The organism is Serratia sp. HNCC26DJ244, assembly GCF_057180565.1.
Map to the genome: position 1 here is coordinate 42,655 of NZ_JBXUGO010000002.1, position 20,350 is coordinate 63,004.

Annotated in this window: 21 protein-coding genes; 16 read left to right on the top strand and 5 right to left on the bottom strand. The window is 50.4% G+C overall.

The features are described from left to right. The first annotated feature begins 13 nt into the window (after nt 1-13). Together AC2A06_RS01820 and AC2A06_RS01825 are read left to right on the top strand one after the other, a co-directional pair. On the top strand, nt 14-2,890 hold the full coding sequence (locus tag AC2A06_RS01820) for a valine--tRNA ligase (protein ID WP_473196098.1): 2,877 nt from the start codon (nt 14-16) through the stop codon (nt 2,888-2,890). A gap of 145 nt (nt 2,891-3,035) precedes the next feature. Next, complete coding sequence (locus AC2A06_RS01825; protein ID WP_200874184.1) at nt 3,036-3,509, top strand: GNAT family N-acetyltransferase; 474 nt, start codon at nt 3,036-3,038, stop codon at nt 3,507-3,509. Nucleotides 3,510-3,559: 50 nt separating this feature from the next. Here the strand turns inward: AC2A06_RS01825 and miaE are convergent, their stop codons facing one another. Then, nucleotides 3,560-4,321 carry a tRNA isopentenyl-2-thiomethyl-A-37 hydroxylase MiaE gene (miaE, locus tag AC2A06_RS01830; RefSeq protein ID WP_023489592.1) on the bottom strand — a complete coding sequence of 254 codons (762 nt, stop codon included), beginning with the start codon at nt 4,319-4,321 and terminating at the stop codon, nt 3,560-3,562. Between the two features lie 59 nt (nt 4,322-4,380). Further along, on the bottom strand, nt 4,381-4,803 hold the full coding sequence (gene rraB, locus AC2A06_RS01835; protein ID WP_037386370.1) for a ribonuclease E inhibitor RraB: 423 nt from the start codon (nt 4,801-4,803) through the stop codon (nt 4,381-4,383). Nucleotides 4,804-4,962: 159 nt separating this feature from the next. On the opposite strand from rraB, the gene argF reads away from it, so the two are divergent. The 13 genes from argF (at nt 4,963) to ridA (ending at nt 16,297) form a co-directional block, all read left to right on the top strand. Further along, nucleotides 4,963-5,985: an ornithine carbamoyltransferase gene (argF, locus tag AC2A06_RS01840; RefSeq protein ID WP_484379166.1), complete on the top strand. Its 1,023-nt coding sequence runs from the start codon at nt 4,963-4,965 to the stop codon at nt 5,983-5,985. A 318-nt stretch (nt 5,986-6,303) separates the two neighbouring features. Beyond that, a complete protein-coding gene (locus AC2A06_RS01845) occupies nt 6,304-7,872 on the top strand; it encodes an ABC transporter substrate-binding protein (RefSeq protein WP_484379167.1) in 1,569 nt (522 codons plus the stop codon). An 11-nt stretch (nt 7,873-7,883) separates the two neighbouring features. Further along, entirely contained in the window at nt 7,884-8,933 is a 1,050-nt protein-coding gene (locus AC2A06_RS01850; RefSeq protein WP_023489643.1) for an ABC transporter permease, read from the top strand. Between the two features lie 7 nt (nt 8,934-8,940). Then, complete coding sequence (locus AC2A06_RS01855) at nt 8,941-9,756, top strand: ABC transporter permease (RefSeq protein WP_484379168.1); 816 nt, start codon at nt 8,941-8,943, stop codon at nt 9,754-9,756. Beyond that, a complete protein-coding gene (locus tag AC2A06_RS01860; RefSeq protein WP_473196092.1) occupies nt 9,749-10,585 on the top strand; it encodes an ABC transporter ATP-binding protein in 837 nt (278 codons plus the stop codon). Before AC2A06_RS01855 ends, AC2A06_RS01860 begins: the two co-directional genes overlap by 8 nt. Continuing rightward, nucleotides 10,572-11,303: an ABC transporter ATP-binding protein gene (locus AC2A06_RS01865; RefSeq protein ID WP_484379169.1), complete on the top strand. Its 732-nt coding sequence runs from the start codon at nt 10,572-10,574 to the stop codon at nt 11,301-11,303. Before AC2A06_RS01860 ends, AC2A06_RS01865 begins: the two co-directional genes overlap by 14 nt. 16 nt (nt 11,304-11,319) lie before the next feature. Next, on the top strand, nt 11,320-12,639 hold the full coding sequence (locus AC2A06_RS01870) for a sensor histidine kinase (protein ID WP_484379170.1): 1,320 nt from the start codon (nt 11,320-11,322) through the stop codon (nt 12,637-12,639). Continuing rightward, nucleotides 12,639-13,262 carry a response regulator transcription factor gene (locus AC2A06_RS01875; protein ID WP_484379171.1) on the top strand — a complete coding sequence of 208 codons (624 nt, stop codon included), beginning with the start codon at nt 12,639-12,641 and terminating at the stop codon, nt 13,260-13,262. Before AC2A06_RS01870 ends, AC2A06_RS01875 begins: the two co-directional genes overlap by 1 nt. A gap of 110 nt (nt 13,263-13,372) precedes the next feature. After that, nucleotides 13,373-14,056 (top strand): outer membrane protein, encoded by a 684-nt coding sequence (locus AC2A06_RS01880; RefSeq protein WP_484379172.1) that lies wholly within the window; start codon nt 13,373-13,375, stop codon nt 14,054-14,056. Between the two features lie 116 nt (nt 14,057-14,172). Further along, complete coding sequence (locus tag AC2A06_RS01885; RefSeq protein ID WP_023489650.1) at nt 14,173-14,328, top strand: hypothetical protein; 156 nt, start codon at nt 14,173-14,175, stop codon at nt 14,326-14,328. Between the two features lie 39 nt (nt 14,329-14,367). Then, a complete protein-coding gene (gene pyrB, locus AC2A06_RS01890) occupies nt 14,368-15,303 on the top strand; it encodes an aspartate carbamoyltransferase (protein ID WP_484379173.1) in 936 nt (311 codons plus the stop codon). 12 nt (nt 15,304-15,315) lie between these two features. Beyond that, a complete protein-coding gene (pyrI, locus tag AC2A06_RS01895) occupies nt 15,316-15,780 on the top strand; it encodes an aspartate carbamoyltransferase regulatory subunit (RefSeq protein ID WP_023489652.1) in 465 nt (154 codons plus the stop codon). Between the two features lie 130 nt (nt 15,781-15,910). Continuing rightward, nucleotides 15,911-16,297 carry a 2-iminobutanoate/2-iminopropanoate deaminase gene (gene ridA, locus AC2A06_RS01900; RefSeq protein ID WP_473196086.1) on the top strand — a complete coding sequence of 129 codons (387 nt, stop codon included), beginning with the start codon at nt 15,911-15,913 and terminating at the stop codon, nt 16,295-16,297. 146 nt (nt 16,298-16,443) lie between these two features. On the opposite strand, the gene AC2A06_RS01905 is transcribed toward ridA, so the two are convergent. Both AC2A06_RS01905 and yqhD read right to left on the bottom strand, forming a co-directional pair. Continuing rightward, nucleotides 16,444-17,070 (bottom strand): transglycosylase SLT domain-containing protein, encoded by a 627-nt coding sequence (locus AC2A06_RS01905; RefSeq protein WP_484379174.1) that lies wholly within the window; start codon nt 17,068-17,070, stop codon nt 16,444-16,446. 160 nt (nt 17,071-17,230) lie between these two features. Then, nucleotides 17,231-18,394, bottom strand: a complete 1,164-nt coding sequence (gene yqhD / locus AC2A06_RS01910; protein WP_484379175.1) for an alcohol dehydrogenase — start codon at nt 18,392-18,394, stop codon at nt 17,231-17,233. 191 nt (nt 18,395-18,585) lie between these two features. On the opposite strand from yqhD, the gene AC2A06_RS01915 reads away from it, so the two are divergent. Further along, a complete protein-coding gene (locus AC2A06_RS01915; protein WP_473196084.1) occupies nt 18,586-19,503 on the top strand; it encodes an AraC family transcriptional regulator in 918 nt (305 codons plus the stop codon). 22 nt (nt 19,504-19,525) lie between these two features. Here the strand turns inward: AC2A06_RS01915 and AC2A06_RS01920 are convergent, their stop codons facing one another. After that, nucleotides 19,526-20,182, bottom strand: a complete 657-nt coding sequence (locus AC2A06_RS01920) for a DedA family protein (protein ID WP_484379176.1) — start codon at nt 20,180-20,182, stop codon at nt 19,526-19,528. Nucleotides 20,183-20,350: the final 168 nt, after the last annotated feature.

Consider the following 20,350-nt stretch of genomic DNA (forward strand, 5'->3'; position numbering starts at 1 on the left):
ACAACGATATAAAATGGAAAAAACAAACACGCATCTTGATACCGCTTATGACCCAACCCAGATCGAGCAAAAGCTGTACGATCATTGGGAGAGTCAGGGTTACTTTAAGCCAAATGGCGACACCCGCCAGGAAAGTTTCTGCATCATGATCCCGCCGCCGAATGTCACCGGCAGTTTGCATATGGGCCACGCCTTCCAGCAAACCATTATGGATACCATGACGCGCTACCAGCGTATGCAGGGTAAAAATACCCTATGGCAAGCGGGTACTGACCATGCCGGTATCGCCACCCAGATGGTGGTGGAGCGTAAGATCGCCGCCGAAGAGGGGAAAACCCGCCATGACTACGGCCGTGATGCGTTTATCGAAAAAATCTGGCAATGGAAGGCAGAATCCGGTGGCACCATTACCCGTCAGATGCGTCGCCTGGGTAACTCGGTGGATTGGGAGCGTGAACGCTTCACCATGGATGACGGCTTGTCCAATGCGGTAAAAGAAGTGTTTGTTCGCCTCTATCAGGAAGACTTGATCTACCGTGGTAAACGTTTGGTGAACTGGGATCCGAAACTGCGCACCGCCATTTCTGATCTGGAAGTGGAAAACCGTGAATCCAAAGGGTCGATGTGGCATCTGCGTTATCCACTGGCCGATGGCGCTACCACAGCGGAAGGCAAAGATTATCTGGTGGTTGCCACCACCCGGCCGGAAACCATGCTGGGGGATACTGGTGTTGCCGTCAACCCGCAGGATCCGCGTTACAAGGATCTGATCGGTAAAGAGATCATTTTGCCACTGGTTGGCCGCCGCATCCCTATCCTCGGTGACGAACATGCCGATATGGAAAAGGGCACCGGTTGTGTGAAGATCACCCCGGCGCACGATTTTAATGACTATGAAGTGGGTAAGCGTCACCAATTGCCGATGATCAACATCCTGACTTTTGACGGCGATATCCGCGAAGAAGCCGAGGTGTTTGATACCCAGGGTGAAGCGAGCACTGCATACAGCGGTGAGCTCCCAGCTCAGTTCCGTGGCCTGGAACGTTTTGCCGCCCGTAAAGCAGTGGTTGCTGCCTTTGAGCAACTTGGCCTGCTTGATGAGATCAAACCCCATGACTTGACGGTGCCTTATGGTGACCGTGGTGGTGTGGTGATTGAACCGATGCTGACCGACCAATGGTATGTGCGTACTGCGCCGCTGGCGAAAGTAGCAGTAGAAGCGGTTGAGCAAGGTGACATTCAGTTCGTACCCAAGCAGTACGAAAACATGTATTTCAGTTGGATGCGCGATATTCAGGATTGGTGTATCTCTCGCCAGCTATGGTGGGGCCACCGCATTCCCGCTTGGTATGACGCGGATGGCAAGGTGTATGTTGGCCGTAACGAAGAAGAAGTGCGCCAGAAGCATAACCTGGGGGCAGATGTGGTGCTCAACCAGGATGAGGATGTGCTGGATACCTGGTTCTCTTCTGGCTTGTGGACTTTCTCCACGCTGGGGTGGCCTGAGCAGACTGAAGCGCTGAAAACCTTCCACCCGACCAGTGTGTTGGTGAGCGGTTTTGACATTATCTTCTTCTGGATTGCCCGCATGATCATGCTGACCATGCATTTCATCAAAGATGAAAATGGCAAACCGCAAGTGCCTTTCAAAACGGTCTATATGACTGGCCTGATCCGTGACGATGAAGGGCAGAAGATGTCCAAGTCGAAAGGCAACGTCATCGACCCGCTGGATATGGTGGACGGGATATCACTGGAAGAATTGCTGGAAAAACGTACCGGCAATATGATGCAGCCGCAATTGGCAGAGAAGATCCGCAAGCGCACTGAGAAGCAGTTCCCCAACGGCATTGAGCCGCACGGTACTGATGCGCTGCGCTTTACTCTGGCGGCACTGGCATCTACCGGGCGTGATATCAACTGGGATATGAAGCGCCTGGAGGGTTACCGTAACTTCTGTAACAAACTGTGGAATGCCAGTCGTTTTGTGCTGATGAATACGGAAGAGCATGACTGCGGTTTTAACGGTGGTGAAATGCAGCTTTCGCTGGCTGACCGCTGGATCCTGGCTGAATTCAACCGCACGGTGAAGGCTTACCGTGAAGCCTTGGATAACTACCGCTTTGATATTGCAGCAAGTATTCTGTATGAATTCACCTGGAACCAGTTCTGTGATTGGTACTTGGAACTGACCAAGCCGATTATCGGTAACGGCAGCGAAGCGGAACAGCGTGGGACGCGTAACACGTTAATTACTGTGCTGGAGGCCTTGTTGCGCTTGGCGCATCCGATCATTCCATTTATCACCGAAACCATCTGGCAGCGTGTGAAGCAGATTAAAGGCATCACCGCCGATACCATTATGCTGCAGCCTTTCCCGGCGTTTGATAGCGCACTGGAAGATCAGCAGGCATTGGATGATCTGGAGTGGATCAAGCAGGCCATCACTGCAGTGCGTAATATCCGTGCTGAAATGAATATCGCGCCAAGTAAACCGCTGGAAGTGCTGCTGCGCAATGCCAATGGTGATGCCCAGCGTCGCGTGTTGGAAAACCAGAGTTTTATTGAAAAACTGGCACGCTTGAGTGCGCTTACGCTGTTACCAGCGGGTGAAAAAGGCCCGGTCTCGGTGACTAAATTGGTGGAAGGTGCTGAGCTGTTGATCCCCATGGCGGGCTTTATCGATAAGGACGCAGAAATTGCGCGCCTGACGAAAGAGATGGCTAAACTGGATGCGGAAATTACCTCGATTGAAGGCAAACTGTCTAATGAGGGCTTTGTTGCTCGTGCGCCAGAAGCGGTGGTCGCCAAGGAACGTGAGCGTCTGGCTGCTTGTCAGCAAGGTAAGGTGAAGCTGCAGGAGCAGCAAGCGACGATTGCCGCGCTGTAATCAGCGCGGGTAAGTTGCACTAAAGCTAATTGATGTCAAAAACAGGCGATATCAAAAACAGGTAACACAAAAACAGCGGCAAACCACCGCTGTTTTTGCTTTCCGGTTGCCGCTTGATTGAGGGAGGGAGTCTATGACAGCATTGATACGCATGATCACGGTTGAAGATAACGCCGCGATTGCCGATGTTATTCGTACCGTTTCAGCCGAACATGGCCTGACGGCAGATAAAGGCTATGCCGTTGCCGATCCGATTCTGGATACACTATTTCAGTTCTATAGCCAGCCACGCAGCGCCTATTGGGTGGTGGAGCTGGAGGGCCAAGTGGTGGGGGGCGGTGGGGTCGCGCCATTACAAGGGGGCGATCCGGCTATCTGTGAATTACAGAAGATGTATTTCCTGCCGATAGTCCGTGGCAAAGGCTTGGCGAAACGCTTAGCCCTTCAGGCGTTGGATTTTGCCCGCCAACAAGGGTTCCAGCGTTGTTATTTAGAGACCACTGCGACCCTACAGAGTGCGATAGACCTGTATCAGCATCTTGGTTTTGAGCTTCTCGAGTGCGCTATGGGCGATACTGGCCACGGTGATTGCGAAGTAGCGATGCTAAAAACACTGTGAACCTGGCAAGACCCGAGCAACTTGCAGTATGACGGGTATTGCCAGGATAATCAGCAGGTTGGCACCCCGCTGTGGAAACGGAACTCCGTATCTGGTGACTGGATTAACTGAGCTTCAATACGGCCAAAATAATCCACCCGTTCGCTAATATCGCCCCCCGCCACCTGCTGCGCCAGTGTCAGGTAATCTTGATAATGGCGCGCCTCAGAGCGTAGTAGCGAAACATAGAACCGGTTCAATTCATCATCCAGAAACGGCGCCAGTTTGGCAAAACGCTCACAGGATCGCGCTTCGATATAAGCCCCGCAGATCAGTTTATCGATCAAGGTGGCCGGGTCATGGGTACGTACCTCGCGGATCATCCCTTTGGCATAGCGGCTGGCGGTGATCTTTTTATACGGGATCTGCCGTATCCGCATGATTTCCAACACTTGCGAGAAATGATGAAGTTCTTCTTTAATCAGTAAGACCATCTTTTCCAGCAAATCAGCGCCATAGGCGGTGTCGTTTTTCGGCAAGATCTTTTTGGTGAGCGTACTTTGCTGGAACAGGACTTCCGGCACCTGTTGCTCTTCATGCACAAACGCCTCATAGGGCTTAAGCAGAGCCAGCAAAGCCTCACCGCTCTGTTTATCGGCTACATAGCGGCGGATCAGCCACATACCGGTTTGCGCGGCTTTTAGCTCACAAACCAGGTGGTCGGTCAGTAGCAGTGGCAAGTTTTCAGAGCGGCGTGCAATCGCTATCCAGCTATCTGGTGTTTCACAGTGCAGGAAGTTGAGAATAGGGGATAAGAGTGATGCGGTGTTCATGGTATCCAGTGGTAACCGGGCCGGTAGCTATCTAACGGCCCGTCATATTTAATTATTAATTAATGGCGTTTGCCGTCGTCGTCTTCGTCAATAAAGTCGCCGTCTTCGTCATCACCCTCTTCACCATTAGGGTCTTCATAATAGGTGCCCCAACCGTCGTAGTGGACACCATGTTTTTCTGCCAGGGTGATCAATTGTTCTACCTGACTGTCGATCAATTCGGCATTCAGGGCAACTTCACTGATCACATCACAGCACATAACCAGGTTGCCATCTTCCACTTCCAGCTCTTCAGCGTCGGTCACTTCGTAACCCAGTTTAAAAGCTTCAACGGCCGCTTGTTCCAAAACTTCAAACTTTTCAGCAGAGAAATGGTGCTCAATGGTGTAGAGCGCATCCGGATCACTGCCGTCTTCCAGCAGTTCTTCGATGATCAGGCGGGTTTCTTCGCGTTGTTCTTCCAGCAGTTCACGGTTTGCCATGTCTCTATCCTCAATAAAATGGCTTTATCTCTTCTATTTTCACATACCGTTGCCACTGCTGCCATGGTAAAGATAAAAGATTTCTTTATCAGGGTTGAATTTGAATATTCATTCATATATTGTGAATTTTAATTCAAACAAAAATAAGGATAGATGGAGATGAGCCAAATGAACCCGTTCTATAATCGGCACTTTTTGAGGTTAATGGATTTTACCCCCAGTGAGATCCAGTCCCTGCTGCAACTGGCGGCTAACTTGAAGCAGGCCAAGAAGCAAGGCCAGGAAACGCAACATCTTCAGGGTAAAAACATTGCGCTCATCTTCGAAAAAGACTCAACCCGTACCCGATGCTCTTTCGAAGTTGCCGCATTCGACCAAGGGGCTCAGGTCACCTATCTTGGCCCAAGCGGTAGTCAAATCGGCCATAAAGAATCAATGAAAGACACGGCGCGTGTCCTTGGCCGCCTGTACGACGGTATTCAATATCGTGGTTTTGGTCAGCATCTGGTGGACACACTGGCAGAATATGCCGGGGTACCGGTATGGAATGGCCTGACTAACGAGTTCCACCCGACCCAGTTGCTGGCGGATTTACTGACCATGATTGAGCATCTGCCGGGTAAGAACTTGAGTGAAATGAAACTGGCCTATATGGGGGATGCCCATAACAATATGGGTAATACGCTGCTGGAAGCAGCGGCTCTGGTGGGGTTGGATCTGCGTTTGGTGGCACCGAAGGCCTGCTGGCCACAGGCGCAACTGGTGGCTGAATGTCAGGCGCTGGCGCAGCAGACCGGCGGGAAAATTACCCTGACAGAGAATGTTGCCGAAGGGGTACAAGGTGCCGACTTCCTCTATACCGACGTTTGGGTTTCTATGGGTGAGCCCAAAGAGGTCTGGCAGGAACGAATTGCCCAGTTGCTGCCTTATCAGGTGAATATGGCGATGGTTAAACTGACCGGTAACCCACAGGTGAAATTTCTCCATTGCCTACCAGCCTTTCACGATGACCAAACCACCTTGGGTAAACAGATGGCGCAACAGTATGGCTTGTCTGGGGGCATGGAAGTGACTAACGAGGTGTTTGAGTCCCCGCATAGTGTGGTATTTGATCAGGCAGAAAATCGCCTGCATACCATCAAGGCGGTGATGGTCGCGACATTAAGTAGTAACGCCCAGTAAATTAATGAGTATAGGGGCAAAACCTGCCCCTATAGGCTAGCCCTCCCCGATATTCTCTTTAATAAACCTGCGCACTTTACCCACCAAATTGATTGAATCTGGCTATAGTTCTTTTGGCTATATGAAATAACAGATTAACCTTTGCTTGCGGCTGTGCAACGTTCTACCGTGACCCCCTGACGGTGAAAATACCGTACAAAAACAAATGCTAATTGCTCATTTTCGGTTTAATGTTCGAGTCAAAGTGACCCAAGTTCATTTAAGTTGCCATTCCCCCTGCGCAGCTTGAATTACGGACAGGGATAAAGGAATATTTTCATGAAAAATAAAGTATTGTCGCTTTTTATTCTTGCTGCTCTCTCCAGCACTGCATGGGCCGCTACGCCACCGAATACGTTGGTGGTGGTGCAGTCATTAGAGGATATCGTTAGCTTGGATCCGGCAGAAGCCAATGAACTGTCCAGTATCCAAACCGTACCCAGTCTCTATCAGCGTTTAGTGCAAGCTGATCGTGATAACCCGGCCAAGGTGATCCCCGTATTGGCAGAAAGCTGGCAGGATGATGCGGCGGCTAAAACCTTAACCATCAAACTGCGTCCGCAGGCCACTTTCTCTTCGGGCAACCCATTGACGGCGGATGATGTCATTTTCTCTTATACCCGCGCGGTGAAAATGAATAAATCACCGGCGTTTATCCTCAATGTGCTCGGTTGGCAGCCCGAGAATATTGAACAACAATTGAAGAAGGTTGATGATCATACCGTGCAACTGAGTTGGACGGCGGATGTCAGCCCGGCGGTCGCGTTGAATATTCTCTCTACCCCCATTGCCTCCATTGTCGATAGCAAAGTGGTGCAAGCCAATGTGAAAGGGGATGATCTCGGTAATACTTGGCTGAAGTTGCACTCTGCGGGCAGCGGCCCGTTTAAAATGCGCGTTTATCAGCCTCATCAAGCCATTGTGCTGGATGCCAACCTTACTTCTCCCGGTGATAAGCCGTTACTCCAGAACATCATTATCAAGAATGTGTCTGACCCGAGTGCGCGCCGTCTGTTGATCCAACAAGGGGATGCTGACATCGCTCGCGAGCTGGGCCCAGACCAGACCAGTGCGTTGAAAAACCAGCCTGGCGTGCAAGTGTTGGAAATTCCGTCGGCTGAACAGAACTATTTGGTGTTTAATACCGCCAACCGGGCCAACCCGCTGTTGAACAACCCGGCTTTCTGGGAGGCCGCACGCTATTTGGTGGATTATCAAGGCATCACCCAGGATCTGCTAAAAGGGCAATATTTTATTCACCAAAGCTTCCTGCCTGTGGGCCTGCCAGGGGCATTGGAAGATAAGCCCTTCAGTTTTGATCCGGCCAAAGCCAAGGCTATCTTGGAAAAAGCCGGCATCACCAATGCGACTCTGACCCTGGATGTAGAAAATAAGCCTCCGTTTATCACCATTGCTCAGTCGCTGCAGGCCAGTTTTGCCCAAGGTGGGGTGAAACTTGAGCTATTGCCTGCGGCGGGCAGCCAGGTCTATGCTCGTGTCCGTGCCAAACAGCATCAAGCGGCAATCCGTCTGTGGATCCCCGATTATTTCGATGCCCATTCCAATGCCAGCACCTTCGCGTATAACGATGGCAAAAGCAGCACCGTCGCCGGGCTCAATGGCTGGCAGATCCCTGAGCTGAATAAACAGACGCTGGAAGCGGTGGCAGAGGCTGATCCGGCTAAGCGTGCGGCACGTTATACTGCCCTGCAGCAGGCGTTACAGCAAAGTTCGCCCTATGTGTTTATCGATCAGGCTAAAACGCAGGTGGTGCTGCGTGATAACGTGAAAGGCTATCAACAAGGACTAAATGCAGATATGGTCTATTATGACCGTGTTAGTAAATAATCAGGATAACCATGTCGGTAGGGATAAAATTCACGCCGGGAAATATTGCCCGGCGTCGTCTTAAGGGATTGTCGCAGGGTCTGTTCACACTGGTACTGACCCTGTTCGGCCTATTATTGATTACCTTTCTGCTTTCTGCGTTGTCGCCGGTTGATCGGGTCTTGCAGATTGTTGGTGATCATGCCAGCGCTGCAACTTATGAGCAGGTTAAACACCAGCTTGGCCTCGATCGCTCTTTACCGGTGCAGTTTTGGCACTATCTACAGCGGCTCGCCCAGGGTGATCTGGGTAATGTCAGTGCTACGGGGCAACCCGTGTTGCAGGAATTGCTGCGCGTGTTCCCTGCAACCTTGGAACTCGCCACCTTGTCGCTGGTGGTCGGTGCGACCTTAGGGGTGCTGTTGGGCGTGTTGTGTGCACGTTTTGTCGGTAGCAAGCTGGATATTACTGTGCGCTTGATGACCTTGTTGGGTAACTCGGTGCCTATCTTCTGGTTGGGTTTGCTGATGTTGTTACTGTTCTACGCCAAGTTGCAATGGAGCCCTGGGCCCGGGCGGCTGGATGATATTTACCAATACAGTGTCGAGGCCAAGACCGGTTTTGCGCTGATCGACACCTGGCTTTCCGGCGATATGGGGGCATTACGCAATGCACTGGCACATTTGGTGTTACCGGTCTGTTTGTTAGGGTATTACTCGCTGGCCAGTATCACCCGTTTGACCCGTTCCGCCTGCCTGAGTGAGCTGAATAAAGAGTATGTGACACTGGCCCGTGCCAAAGGCGCCAGCGAGATGCGTATTATGTTCCACCACGTGTTGCCCAATATCAGTGGCACACTGCTAACGGTGATTGCGCTGGCTTACACCGGAATGTTGGAAGGTGCCGTGCTGACTGAAACGGTGTTTTCCTGGCCCGGCATTGGCCGTTACCTGACGATTGCGCTGTTAGCGGGTGACACCACGACCATCATGGGGGGGACACTGCTGATCGGTTTATGCTTTGTCATTATTAATAATCTCACCGATCTACTGGTGCGTTTGCTTGATCCCAGGGTAGGTTGAGATGGCGATGACATTACTTAAACGTTCACCGTCTGCCACCTGTGGTACGGTTATCCTGCTCTTACTGCTACTGATTGCGCTATTTGCGCCTTGGTTGGCACCGGTTGATCCCAACTGGCAACAGGCCGCTAACCGTTTGTTGCCGCCGGGATCCGGTCACTGGCTAGGTACCGACAGTTATGGCCGTGATGTGCTTTCCCGCCTGATCTACGGTACCCGCCCGATGTTGGGGTTGGTATTACTGGTCACGGTGATCACGCTGCCCCTTGGCCTGCTGGTGGGCGTGCTTTCTGGTTACTATGGGGGTTGGTTGGAGCGCGTATTGATGCGTTTTACCGATATCACCATGTCGATGCCACGGCTGATTCTGGCTTTTGCCTTTGTCGCCATGCTCGGGCCTGGTTTGGTTAACGGCGCATTGGCACTGGCGCTCACTACCTGGCCTGCCTATGCCCGCCAGGCACGAAGCGAGATCCAATTATTGCGGCGCAGCGACTATCTGGCTGCGGCTGAGATGATGGGGATTCGTGGTCCCCGCCTGTTGTGGGGTCATATTTTGCCAATGTGCCTGCCCTCTGCCATTGTCCGGTTAGCACTGGATCTGGCCGGGGTCATTCTGGCGGCGGCCGGCTTGGGGTTTCTGGGCTTGGGCGCGCGCCCACCGATGGCCGAGTGGGGCTCGATGGTGGCAGAAGGGATGCCCGTTATTTTTGATCAATGGTGGATCGCGGCGATCCCCGGTTGCGCGATCCTGGTAAGCAGCCTGGCATTTAACCTGTTGGGCGATGGCCTACGTGACTTACTGGATCCGCATCATGACTGAGCCTTTGATATCAGCACATAATCTGAGTATTGCGTTTAATGGTCATCAGGTGGTGGATAACCTCTCTATGCACATTGGGCGTGAAAAAGTCGCGTTGGTTGGCGAGTCTGGGTCAGGTAAATCAATGACCGCCCGAGCGCTGATGGGCTTGGTGCGTAAACCCGGAATTGTGACGGCAGATAGGCTGAGCTACTGCCAGACCGATCTGCTGACGTTACCACCGCGCCAATGGAGCCAGATACGTGGCGCAGAAATTGCCATGGTGCTGCAAGACCCGCGCTATGCCTTGAACCCGGTACGCAAAATTGGCAAACAGATTACCGAGTCTCTCATCCTGCATAATGCCCTGTCCCGGGCTGATCGCTATGAGCGGGTGTTGAACTCGCTGGCGGCGGTGGGTTTACCAGAGAGTGCTTATCACAGTTATCCCGCTCAGCTTTCAGGTGGGATGGGGCAGCGTGCGATGTTGGCGATTGCGTTGGTTAACGATCCGCAACTGCTGATTGCAGATGAGCCGACTTCGGCGTTGGATGCCCGGTTGCGCGAGCAGATCCTGGATCTGATTGTTGAACAGGCTACCAGACGTAATATGGGGCTGTTGCTGATCAGCCACGATTTGTCGCTGGTGGCGGCACGTTGTGACCGAGTGTTGGTGATGTACCAAGGCCGGTTGGTGGATCAGGGGATCGCGGCCAACCTGCCGCTGGCGACACATCCGTACACGCGTACATTGTGGGCCTGTCGCCCCAGTGCCGCGACTTACGGCCATGATTTACCGGTATTGGATCGTAGTATCGACTTTGCCCGGAGCGAATATGGCACTGATTGAGATTGAGAACCTACAAGTCAGTTTTCCGCAGGCGTTTGGTCATAAAGTTGCGGTCGAGTCGGTGAGTTTTAGCGTTGAAGCCGGGGAAACCTTTAGCTTGATTGGCGCTTCTGGCTGCGGAAAATCCACGGTGTTGCGTGTGTTGGCCGGGCTACAACGTGATTGGCACGGTGAAGTGCGCTTGTTCGACCAGGTTATTCAGCCATTGCAGCGTTTTTCTGGGCGGTTGCGTCGTGATGTACAAATGGTGTTTCAGGACCCTTATGCATCATTGCACCCGCAACACAAAATTGCCCGCACGTTAGGGGAGCCGCTCAAGATCCATGGTGAAAAGCATATTCCGGCACGGATCAGTGAAGCGTTATTGCAGGTAGGGTTGAGTGCGGCGATGGCAGAGCGCTACCCACATCAACTCTCTGGTGGCCAACGCCAGCGCGTGGCTATCGCCCGTGCTCTGCTGTTACGCCCAAAACTGTTATTGTTAGATGAACCCACTTCGGCGTTAGATATGTCGGTACAGGCGGAGATCCTCAACCTGCTCAATCAATTGAAACGGGAACATGGTATGACCTACCTCTTGGTGAGCCACGATGGCGATGTGATTGCTCATATGTCCCAACGTGCGGCTTTAATGGAGCAAGGGCATATTGTACGTCACTACAACCGGGCAGAGTTGCAAGCCGGGGAACATCTAGCCTTAACTTCTTCTCCTGTTTAATTCGCCTGGAATCATTATGCGCAAGGTTTTTCTCTGGTTGATTTTATCTCTGCTTTCAGGTGGTGGCGTGGTCATTTACGCGTTGCAACAGCAATATGAAGAGCAATCCGTAAACTACCGTATTTTATATCGTGAGATTACCGTCAAGGTATCTCAGTTGGAAACGATCCTTTCATTGCTCTCCGTCACCAGCGATCCTGCTGCTGTTCGGCAACAATTCCCACAGATCCTGGCTTGGGAACCCAAGCTAAACCTAGCGCCACATCAAACGTTGACGCCTGCTGGCAAGGGAACCTATTGGTTAGAAAATCAGCGTAACGCCTTGTTGATTGACTTCAACCTGTTATTGGCGGATATCCCTCAACGTCATGATTTTCGTCATATCAGCCTGAATCGGCAGAATAGGACGGTGTTCGAACTGGGGAGTAACAGTCAACCTGCTTACTGGCAATGGAACAAAGAGGTCAACAGTTCGTTGCAACCTTTTGAGTTATCAGCCAGTAATGATCCTGATTGGGCGGATTTACCTTGGCTAATATTGCTACTGCTGTCGGTTTTTTGGGCGGTGTTTATCCATTTTATTAGCCTGTATCGTAAGCAAAAACATCAACATAATATTGCCGTTTTACGCGAGCACTACTCCGAATTAACACGGCTAAACACCATGGGAGAGATCACTGCTGGCATCATTCATGAATTAAACCAGCCTCTGACCGCGGTGTTGAGTTATAACCAAACGGCACTACGCCTGATAGAGCAGCAGCAGGCAGAAAAAGCGGCAGCGCTGCTTGATTCTTCGGTGATACAAATTAAGCGTATCAGTACATTACTGCAGCAATTTAGACAGAAACTGGTTGATGCGCCGGTGGTTTATCAGGATGTCAATTTGCACAAAGTCTGGCTGCACGTCACGATGTTGTTGGAAGATGAGATCAACAATAGCAATGTTAAGGTGGTTAACCGGTTACCGGAAAAGTTACCCACTCTACGTGCTGATCCCCTCTGGGTTGAACAGATTATTCAAAACATTGTCGCTAACGCGATTCAGGCCCAGCAGAATAATTCCCCGGGATCTTCTTGGGTAGCCATTGATGCTAGTTACTCAGAGCAAGGTATTGAGTTAGTCATCACCGATGGTGGGCCTGGTCTTTCTGCCCAAGCATTGCGGCAAGTTTTCATTCCTTTTTTCACTACACGGGAAGAGGGATTGGGGTTAGGGATGGCACTGACAGAAACCTTGGTTCAACGCCTCAATGGCAATATTAAAGCGGAAAATAGGCTTGGGCAGGGGGCGTGTTTTACGCTGTGGTTTCCGTTTAACAGTCGGGAGGTGTAATGGAACAGTTTATTTATTTGATTGATGATGATCAGGCTATCCGTTGTGCTCTTGGTTCACTATTGGCCACCATGGGGTGGCAAACGGTCGCTTACGAAAATGCTCAGGATTTTCAACAGCAGATGGCGGATTCCCAAGCATTAAATGGCTGTCTGCTACTGGATATCCGTATGCCGGGTAAAAGTGGCATAACGCTACTGGAGGAGTGGCAACGGCAAGGGCTGAATATTCCGGTCATCATTATGACGGGTCATGGGAATATTGAATTGTGCCGCCGTGCCTTCAAAAATGGCGCTTTTGAGTTTTTAACCAAACCGATTGATGCTGATTTGCTGCTTGAAACGGTGGGCGGGGCATTGGAATTTCAGCGTGTTTCGCAGCAAAAACAGCAAGAAGTCACGGTGTTACAAGAAAAACTCAATACATTGTCTGCCAGGGAATTAGAAGTGACCCAACTGATGATGGAAGGGAAATCCAGCAAGGAAATTGCTAATGACCTTTTGCTTTCACCACGGACGGTTGAGGCTCATCGTGCCAATTTATTTGCAAAATTGGCTATCAACTCTTCGGTGAAGTTAATAAAAATCTATGGAGAGGTATTTTCCTCAAACCGAGCTAAGTAAAAATACGTAGTGAGTTAGGTATTGAACCGAATTGTTTAATTTCTCACCGATGGTTATTTTAACCGTAGCTTCATTGCTCATCGAAAATGACCTTATTAAGTGAGAAATACATGAATATAAAACCTCTTGTACTAACGATTGTTTTAACCGGACTTTCCGCTAATGTATTGGCTGATGATTATTTATCTGGCTATTACGGAGCAGTAAAACTACTGAATGCCAGACAGTCTGCCGAGAATATGGACACCAGTAGTCGCCCAGGAGTGGGTAATTTTGTCAGCGGTGATGAGAATCAGCGTTTTTATAATGGTTCCATTGCTCTGGGCTACCAGTTTGGTAATGGTTGGCGCAGTGAAGGGGAGTATGTATTCAAAAAGAGTACTGAATACACCAGCGGTTCTACCACTTTTGCCAGCAGTTTCAATCACCATAAAGTGGACGCCCAACGTGTGATGATTAATGTTTATCGTGACTATGCATTGGGTTATAACTTTTCGGTCTATGGTACCCTGGGTTTAGGTATTGCCAAGGTAACGTCTGATGGTTGGCAAGGTAATACTTCGCGCCAATATGCGGAAAGTACCCAGAATAATCTGGCTTATTCCGTGGGTGCAGGGGTTAGTTATGCACCTATGCCGCAACTTAGCCTAGACTTAGGTTATCGCTATGTCGATATGGGCAACATTGAAAGTGGTTTTAATAACTTTACCAATGTCCGTGGGCTGAAAGATGAGCAAATGAAAGCTCGCCTGGTTTCTAGTGAATTTATGTTAGGTGCCCGTTACCTGTTCTAATCAGGAATGTGAGTGCTGTTGCCAGCATGGATGGCGAAAAAACAAAAAGAGGTGTCTTAACGCTTGCAGAGAGCAAAAACGCGAGTATAATGCGCGACAATTTGCCAGGAGAAAGCATGAAAGACGAAGTTTGTTTTGTTCGCCATATTGGACAAAACCGGCTACCAAACGCCGGCCAGCTGCCGTTTTTCCTCCTGTTACAGCACCTATCATTTAAAAAAGCCCCTCAATTGAGGGGCTTTTTTTTGTCTGCAGAATTGCAATTACATTGAAAATCCCCGCGCCAAGGGTTTGATCTGAGGAGAGTGAACATGGCCAATCCGCTGTATCGCAAGAACATCATCTCTATTAGTGATCTCAGCCGTGAAGATCTGGAACTGGTACTGCGCACTGCTGCCAGCCTGAAAGCCAACCCGCAACCCGAGTTGCTCAAACATAAGGTGGTCGCCAGTTGCTTCTTTGAAGCCTCTACCCGTACCCGTCTATCGTTTGAGACCGCCGTTCATCGCCTGGGGGCATCGGTTGTTGGTTTCTCTGATAGCAGTAACACCTCACTGGGCAAAAAAGGTGAAACCCTGGCCGATACCATTTCGGTGATCAGTACCTATGTTGACGCCATTGTGATGCGCCATCCGCAGGAAGGGGCTTCCCGGCTGGCGGCTGAGTTTGCCGGTGGTATCCCAATATTGAATGCCGGTGATGGTTCCAATCAGCACCCGACTCAAACCCTGCTGGATCTGTTTACCATACAGGAAACTCAGGGCCGCTTGAGTAATATCAATATTGCCATGGTGGGTGACCTGAAATATGGCCGTACTGTGCACTCATTGACCCAGGCATTGGCAAAATACCAAGGGAACCACTTCTTTTTTATCGCACCGGAAGCCTTGGCGATGCCAAGCTATATCCTGAAAACATTATCGGAAAAAGGTATCTCTTATAGTTGTCACGCCAGTATTGAGGAAGTGGTACCTGAGCTGGATATTCTCTATATGACCCGTGTACAGAAAGAGCGCCTGGATCCTTCCGAATACGCCAATGTCAAAGCGCAGTTTATCTTGCGCGTCTCGGACTTGGCTCGCGCCCGTGACAACTTGAAAGTGTTACACCCACTGCCGCGTATTGATGAAATTGCTATCGAAGTGGATAAAACGCCCTACGCGCACTATTTCCAGCAGGCGGGTAACGGTATTTTCGCCCGCCAGGCGTTGTTGGCTCTGGTATTAAACGCAGATTTGGCTCTTTAAGGGGGAACCGCCATGACTCATGATAATAAACTCCAGGTTGAAGCAATCAAATGCGGTACGGTGATCGACCATATTCCCGCACAAATCGGTTTTAAACTGCTTACACTGTTCAAACTGACGGCTACCGACCAGCGCATCACCATTGGGTTAAACCTGCCCTCTAGAGAGTTGGGGCGCAAGGATTTGATCAAAATTGAGAATACCTTCCTGACGGAACAGCAGGCTAACCAACTGGCGATGTATGCCCCCAAGGCGACAGTCAACCGCATCGATAACTATGAAGTGGTGCGTAAGTTGACCCTCAGTCTGCCAGACCATATCGATGGGGTGTTGACCTGCCCGAACAGCAATTGCATTAGTCGCAGTGAGCCGGTGACCTCCAGCTTTAGTGTGAAATCTCATGCTGGTGAGGTACACCTGAAGTGCCGTTACTGTGAAAAAGAGTTTGAACATCAAGTGGTATTGCAGGCCGATTAAAATCGTCTGTTTTGCCGGGAGTGGTGCTGTTAATATTGTCACCACTCTTTATAATGGTATTTCAAAAATAACGCTACTCAATGGGGTGCCAGCCACTGTTGGTAACGCCAAAAGGGTATCAGGAGAAAAAATGTCACGTAATATTAGTACTGAACTCGCCCCTGCTGCTATTGGTCCTTATGTGCAAGGTGTTGATCTAGGTAGCATGATCATTACCTCTGGCCAAATTCCGGTTGATCCTAAAACCGGCACTGTTGCCGATGACGTTTCTGCTCAGGCTCGTCAATCACTGGAAAACGTGAAAGCGATTGTTGAAGCTGCCGGGCTGAAAGTGGCCGATATCGTTAAAACTACGGTTTTTGTGAAAGATCTTAATGATTTCGCCACCGTTAATGCGACCTACGAAGCTTTCTTTACTGAACACCATGCTCCCTTCCCAGCACGTTCTTGCGTTGAAGTGGCACGTTTACCAAAAGATGTGAAAATCGAAATCGAAGCAATTGCAGTTCGCCGTTAATTCTCATTCGGTGAGATCCAAGATTGTGCAAGCTGCAGCTAACATACCGCAGCTTGCATGATGAATGGGTTACGCCGGATCCCTCCTGTAGGGTACCCGTATTAATGATCTCGGTGAACCCATTAATCTCTACAGCGCCTCCCTTTCTACAACTCGTTATAGGCTGCTTCAACTTTCAACATATAGCGTGGAGCCTGGGGAAAAGGGTGGTGCTTGCGCACATGCCAGTGAAATGCCTCCGGGGAGAGGTTGTTGATCATACTTATGGCTTTTTTACGGTCATTAGAGAAGGTGCGTAATAGCGTTCCTGCGCCATTGGCGTAGGCGACCTCCGTGGCGTAGCGCCGGGTTACCGGGTTTTCAATCCATTTCAGTTGTTGATGTTGCAGGGCACTGATGTAGGCCGCACCCAAATCGATATTGACTTGAGGGTCCCGCAGGTCACTCTCATCTGGGCAACCCCGTTTACCTTTAAAACGGTAGGCATCACAGCCGGCGGTATCTGCTTTTATCTGCATCAGGCCAATAGCGTTTGAGCGGCTGACTGCATCGGGGTTAAAGCCAGACTCGACCTGAATAATGGCCGTGATTAGCTTTTGGTCGACACCATATTCTTTGGCTGCATCTTCAATTTGATAATTATAGGTGTGCTTATTGTGCCCAGAGGTTTGGCTAGAGTTGCCAGTATGCGGAGAGTTTCTGGAACAGCCAGCCAGTACCAACAGCGTCAGCACCAGGGTGAAGCGCGACAAATAAGTTTGTGATCGAGTCATAGAGCTCCATACCACCTGGGTATAAACCCATCAAGTTGAAACGATATCTTTCAATTATATACCCAAATTTATCCAGTGGCAGCTGGGCAATGAAGCGAAAAAAACCGGCCATCAAGGCCGGTTCAAACAAGGTTAATCAACGGAGGTGTCAGTCAGCCGATTAGCGTGCTGCCTGATAAATACGTTCGCTGACTTCCGGTGTGATGTCCTGATGTTCACCCAGGGCGGTCATACCGTGTTCGCGCAATTTGTCGAGGAGAGCCGGGATGGAACTGCCATCGATTTGGTAGTCGGATAAGCGGGTAGGGATCCCCATTTTCTCAAAGAAAGCACGCGTAGCTGCAATGGCACCATCGATACGCTGATCTTCCGAACCGCCATGCAGACCCCAAACGCGCTCTGCGTATTGCAGCAGTTTTTCACGTTTCTGTGCTTTTTTCTCGACTAACAGCGCAGGCATGATAATCGCCAAGGTTTGCCCATGGTCCAGACCGTGCATAGCAGTTAACTCATGACCCAACATATGTGTTGCCCAGTCTTGAGGTACTCCGGCACCGATCAGGCCATTTAAGGCCAGTGTGGCGCACCACATCACGTTGGCACGGACTTGGTAGTTCTCTGGCTCAAGCAGTGCGCGTGGACCTTCTTCCACCAGCGTTAGCAGCAGGCCTTCAGCAAAGCGATCTTGTACTTTGGCATCCACCGGATAAGTCAGATATTGCTCTAGGATATGGATAAACGCATCAACCACACCGTTAGCGATCTGACGTGGAGGAAGTGTATAAGTGACGAGCGGATCGAGGATGGCAAAGCGCGGTTGCACGTAGGATGAGTGGAAGTGCTGTTTGTCACCACTGCTTTTACGGGTGATTACCGCACCACTGTTGGATTCAGAGCCAGTGGCAGGTAAGGTCAGTACACAACCGAGCGGGATGGCATTGGTGACATCAGACCCTACGGTTTTCAGAATATGCCAAGGATCGCTATCGGCCTGATAGTGGGCGGCGGCAGCGATAAATTTGGTGCCATCGGCTACAGAACCACCACCGACGGCCAACAGGAAGTCGATTTTTTCCGCCCGCACGATTTCAACCGCTTTCATCAGCGTTTCATAGGTTGGGTTAGGTTCAATACCAGAGAATTCCTGCACATTGCGGCCAGCCAGCGCACGATAGACTTGGTCCAGTACGCCATTCTTTTTCACACTGCCACCGCCATAAGTGATCAGGATGCGGGCATCTGCAGGGATCTGTTTACCCAGTTCGGCGATCTGGCCTTGACCGAACAGGATCTTGGTTGGGGTATGAAGAATAAAGTTTTGCATGGTTGGATTCTCTCAAGTCTCAGGGAAGCGCTAGCGGCGCAAAAACAGTCGTTGGCTATTGTTAGTCACTTAGCCTGCTCAGGCAATGCATATTTCTCTCAATGTCTTGCCTATTTCTCTTAAACATTGTAGAAAAGGCCTGCTTTTTACGATGTTCTTTGCTGGATTGTTTGGGTGGCAAGAGAAGGGTGATGACTGAAATTGATGAGCGGCGTGGCCGTATGGCGCGCCAGGCAATGGGTTTTGTTCGAGGGAAAGGCTTTATCCCCTCGCCAGTAGCCAAGGTGACAATTCTGTATGCTGACGAGCATTGGCCCCGCCAACCGGTAATGTATGAACCCTGTATTGTGATTATCTTTCAGGGGCATAAGGTGGGGTACTGTGGTGACAAAGTTTTTCAGTACGACCCCCGCAATTATCTGCTGATGACGGTACCGTTGCCATTTGAATGCGAGACTTTTGCCAGCCCGCAGCGTCCGATGGTGGGGCTGGGGATAAGTATTGATGTCCAAATGTTGCAGGACCTGCTGTTTGACATCGGGGACCAGGATTACCTGCTAAAACCACCGGTAGAAAGCAACTGCGTCAATCTTTCTCCGCTGACTGAGGAAATGCTGTGTGCGACCCAGCGCCTGCTGGACGTGATGGAAACACCACTTGATGCTCAGGTACTGGGGCCACAGATTGTGCGCGAGCTGTTGTATTACGTGTTACGTGGTAGTTGTGGTGCATCATTGCAGGAATTGGTTAATCGCCATACTCACTTTAGCCAGATAGCCAAGGCGTTGCGGCGTATTGAAAGCCAGTACGCCGAAAATCTCAATGTGGAACAGTTAGCGAACGAAGTGAATATGAGCGTCTCGGCTTTCCACCATAATTTCAAAGCGGTAACCAACACTTCCCCATTGCAATATGTGAAATCTTACCGCCTGCACAAGGCGCGTTTGTTGATGGTGCATGATGGGTTGAAGGCCAGTACAGCAGCCATTCGTGTAGGGTACGAAAGCGCTTCACAGTTCAGCCGTGAGTTTAAACGCTTGTTCGGGATTACGCCGAGCGATGAGCTCGCTCGGCTGCGGGACAGTAATATCATGGTGGCACAGGGGTAAAGGCACAGGTACCGATAGACTATCAGGAAGCGCTTTTTTTGCGCCAAATGACCATGATGACACCCAATAAACCCAATACCAGTAGCACGATTGGCAGGAGCATGAGTACCGTCATTACCTGATCTTCGTGGAGTTTAACCCAAGGTATCTGACTAAAGGCATAGCCCAGTGAGACCACGAGCCCTACCCAGACCAAACCGCTTAACCAGTTAAAAAACTGAAAACGTGAGTTGCTCAGGCCTGATATTCCAGCGATGGTAGGCAGTAGCGTGCGGACGAAAGCCAGGAAACGGCCAATCAGTAAGGCGGCCAGACCATGGTTGTTAAACAGCATATAGGCGCGTTGGTGGTATTGCGCTGGTAATTGTAATAACCAACCTTTCACCAACTTAGTATGACCCAGCCACCGCCCCTGCAGGTAGCTAAGCCAGCACCCCAGACTGGCGGCGACAGTCAGAATGATCAGTGTCGGGATAAAACTCATCACGCCTTTGGCAATTAATGCGCCAGCCAATAACAGCAAACTGTCACCGGGCAGAAAGGAGGCGGGGAGCAATCCGTTTTCCAGGAACAGGGTGGTGAAAACAACAGCATAAACCACCCAGATTACCTTAGGGTCAGCAAGTGCAGCGAAGTCCTGCGTCCACAGTGCGTGAACAATCTCTCTTAACACATCCATTTTTTGTCCTGTGGTGCTTGGCTTTTTATCATTTAGCCTGCTTTGATACCCTGGTTTATTCAAACAACAGCCAACGTTGAGTAGTTTGAGTCATGACGGAAACAATCATGTGTCTCAGGCTTGGCTTGTAGTGTAACCCGATTAACCTAAGTGGACATTAGACAGAGT

Coding starts and splice junctions, on each gene's coding strand:
- AC2A06_RS01820 (WP_473196098.1), top strand. CDS start 14: ATGGAAAAAACAAACACGCATCTTGATACCGCTTATGACCCAACCCAG.
- miaE (WP_023489592.1), bottom strand. CDS start 4,321: ATGAACACCGCATCACTCTTATCCCCTATTCTCAACTTCCTGCACTGT.
- rraB (WP_037386370.1), bottom strand. CDS start 4,803: ATGGCAAACCGTGAACTGCTGGAAGAACAACGCGAAGAAACCCGCCTG.
- argF (WP_484379166.1), top strand. CDS start 4,963: ATGAGCCAAATGAACCCGTTCTATAATCGGCACTTTTTGAGGTTAATG.
- AC2A06_RS01845 (WP_484379167.1), top strand. CDS start 6,304: ATGAAAAATAAAGTATTGTCGCTTTTTATTCTTGCTGCTCTCTCCAGC.
- AC2A06_RS01850 (WP_023489643.1), top strand. CDS start 7,884: ATGTCGGTAGGGATAAAATTCACGCCGGGAAATATTGCCCGGCGTCGT.
- AC2A06_RS01855 (WP_484379168.1), top strand. CDS start 8,941: ATGACATTACTTAAACGTTCACCGTCTGCCACCTGTGGTACGGTTATC.
- AC2A06_RS01860 (WP_473196092.1), top strand. CDS start 9,749: ATGACTGAGCCTTTGATATCAGCACATAATCTGAGTATTGCGTTTAAT.
- AC2A06_RS01865 (WP_484379169.1), top strand. CDS start 10,572: ATGGCACTGATTGAGATTGAGAACCTACAAGTCAGTTTTCCGCAGGCG.
- AC2A06_RS01870 (WP_484379170.1), top strand. CDS start 11,320: ATGCGCAAGGTTTTTCTCTGGTTGATTTTATCTCTGCTTTCAGGTGGT.
- AC2A06_RS01875 (WP_484379171.1), top strand. CDS start 12,639: ATGGAACAGTTTATTTATTTGATTGATGATGATCAGGCTATCCGTTGT.
- AC2A06_RS01880 (WP_484379172.1), top strand. CDS start 13,373: ATGAATATAAAACCTCTTGTACTAACGATTGTTTTAACCGGACTTTCC.
- AC2A06_RS01885 (WP_023489650.1), top strand. CDS start 14,173: ATGAAAGACGAAGTTTGTTTTGTTCGCCATATTGGACAAAACCGGCTA.
- pyrB (WP_484379173.1), top strand. CDS start 14,368: ATGGCCAATCCGCTGTATCGCAAGAACATCATCTCTATTAGTGATCTC.
- pyrI (WP_023489652.1), top strand. CDS start 15,316: ATGACTCATGATAATAAACTCCAGGTTGAAGCAATCAAATGCGGTACG.
- ridA (WP_473196086.1), top strand. CDS start 15,911: ATGTCACGTAATATTAGTACTGAACTCGCCCCTGCTGCTATTGGTCCT.
- AC2A06_RS01905 (WP_484379174.1), bottom strand. CDS start 17,070: ATGACTCGATCACAAACTTATTTGTCGCGCTTCACCCTGGTGCTGACG.
- yqhD (WP_484379175.1), bottom strand. CDS start 18,394: ATGCAAAACTTTATTCTTCATACCCCAACCAAGATCCTGTTCGGTCAA.
- AC2A06_RS01915 (WP_473196084.1), top strand. CDS start 18,586: ATGACTGAAATTGATGAGCGGCGTGGCCGTATGGCGCGCCAGGCAATG.
- AC2A06_RS01920 (WP_484379176.1), bottom strand. CDS start 20,182: ATGGATGTGTTAAGAGAGATTGTTCACGCACTGTGGACGCAGGACTTC.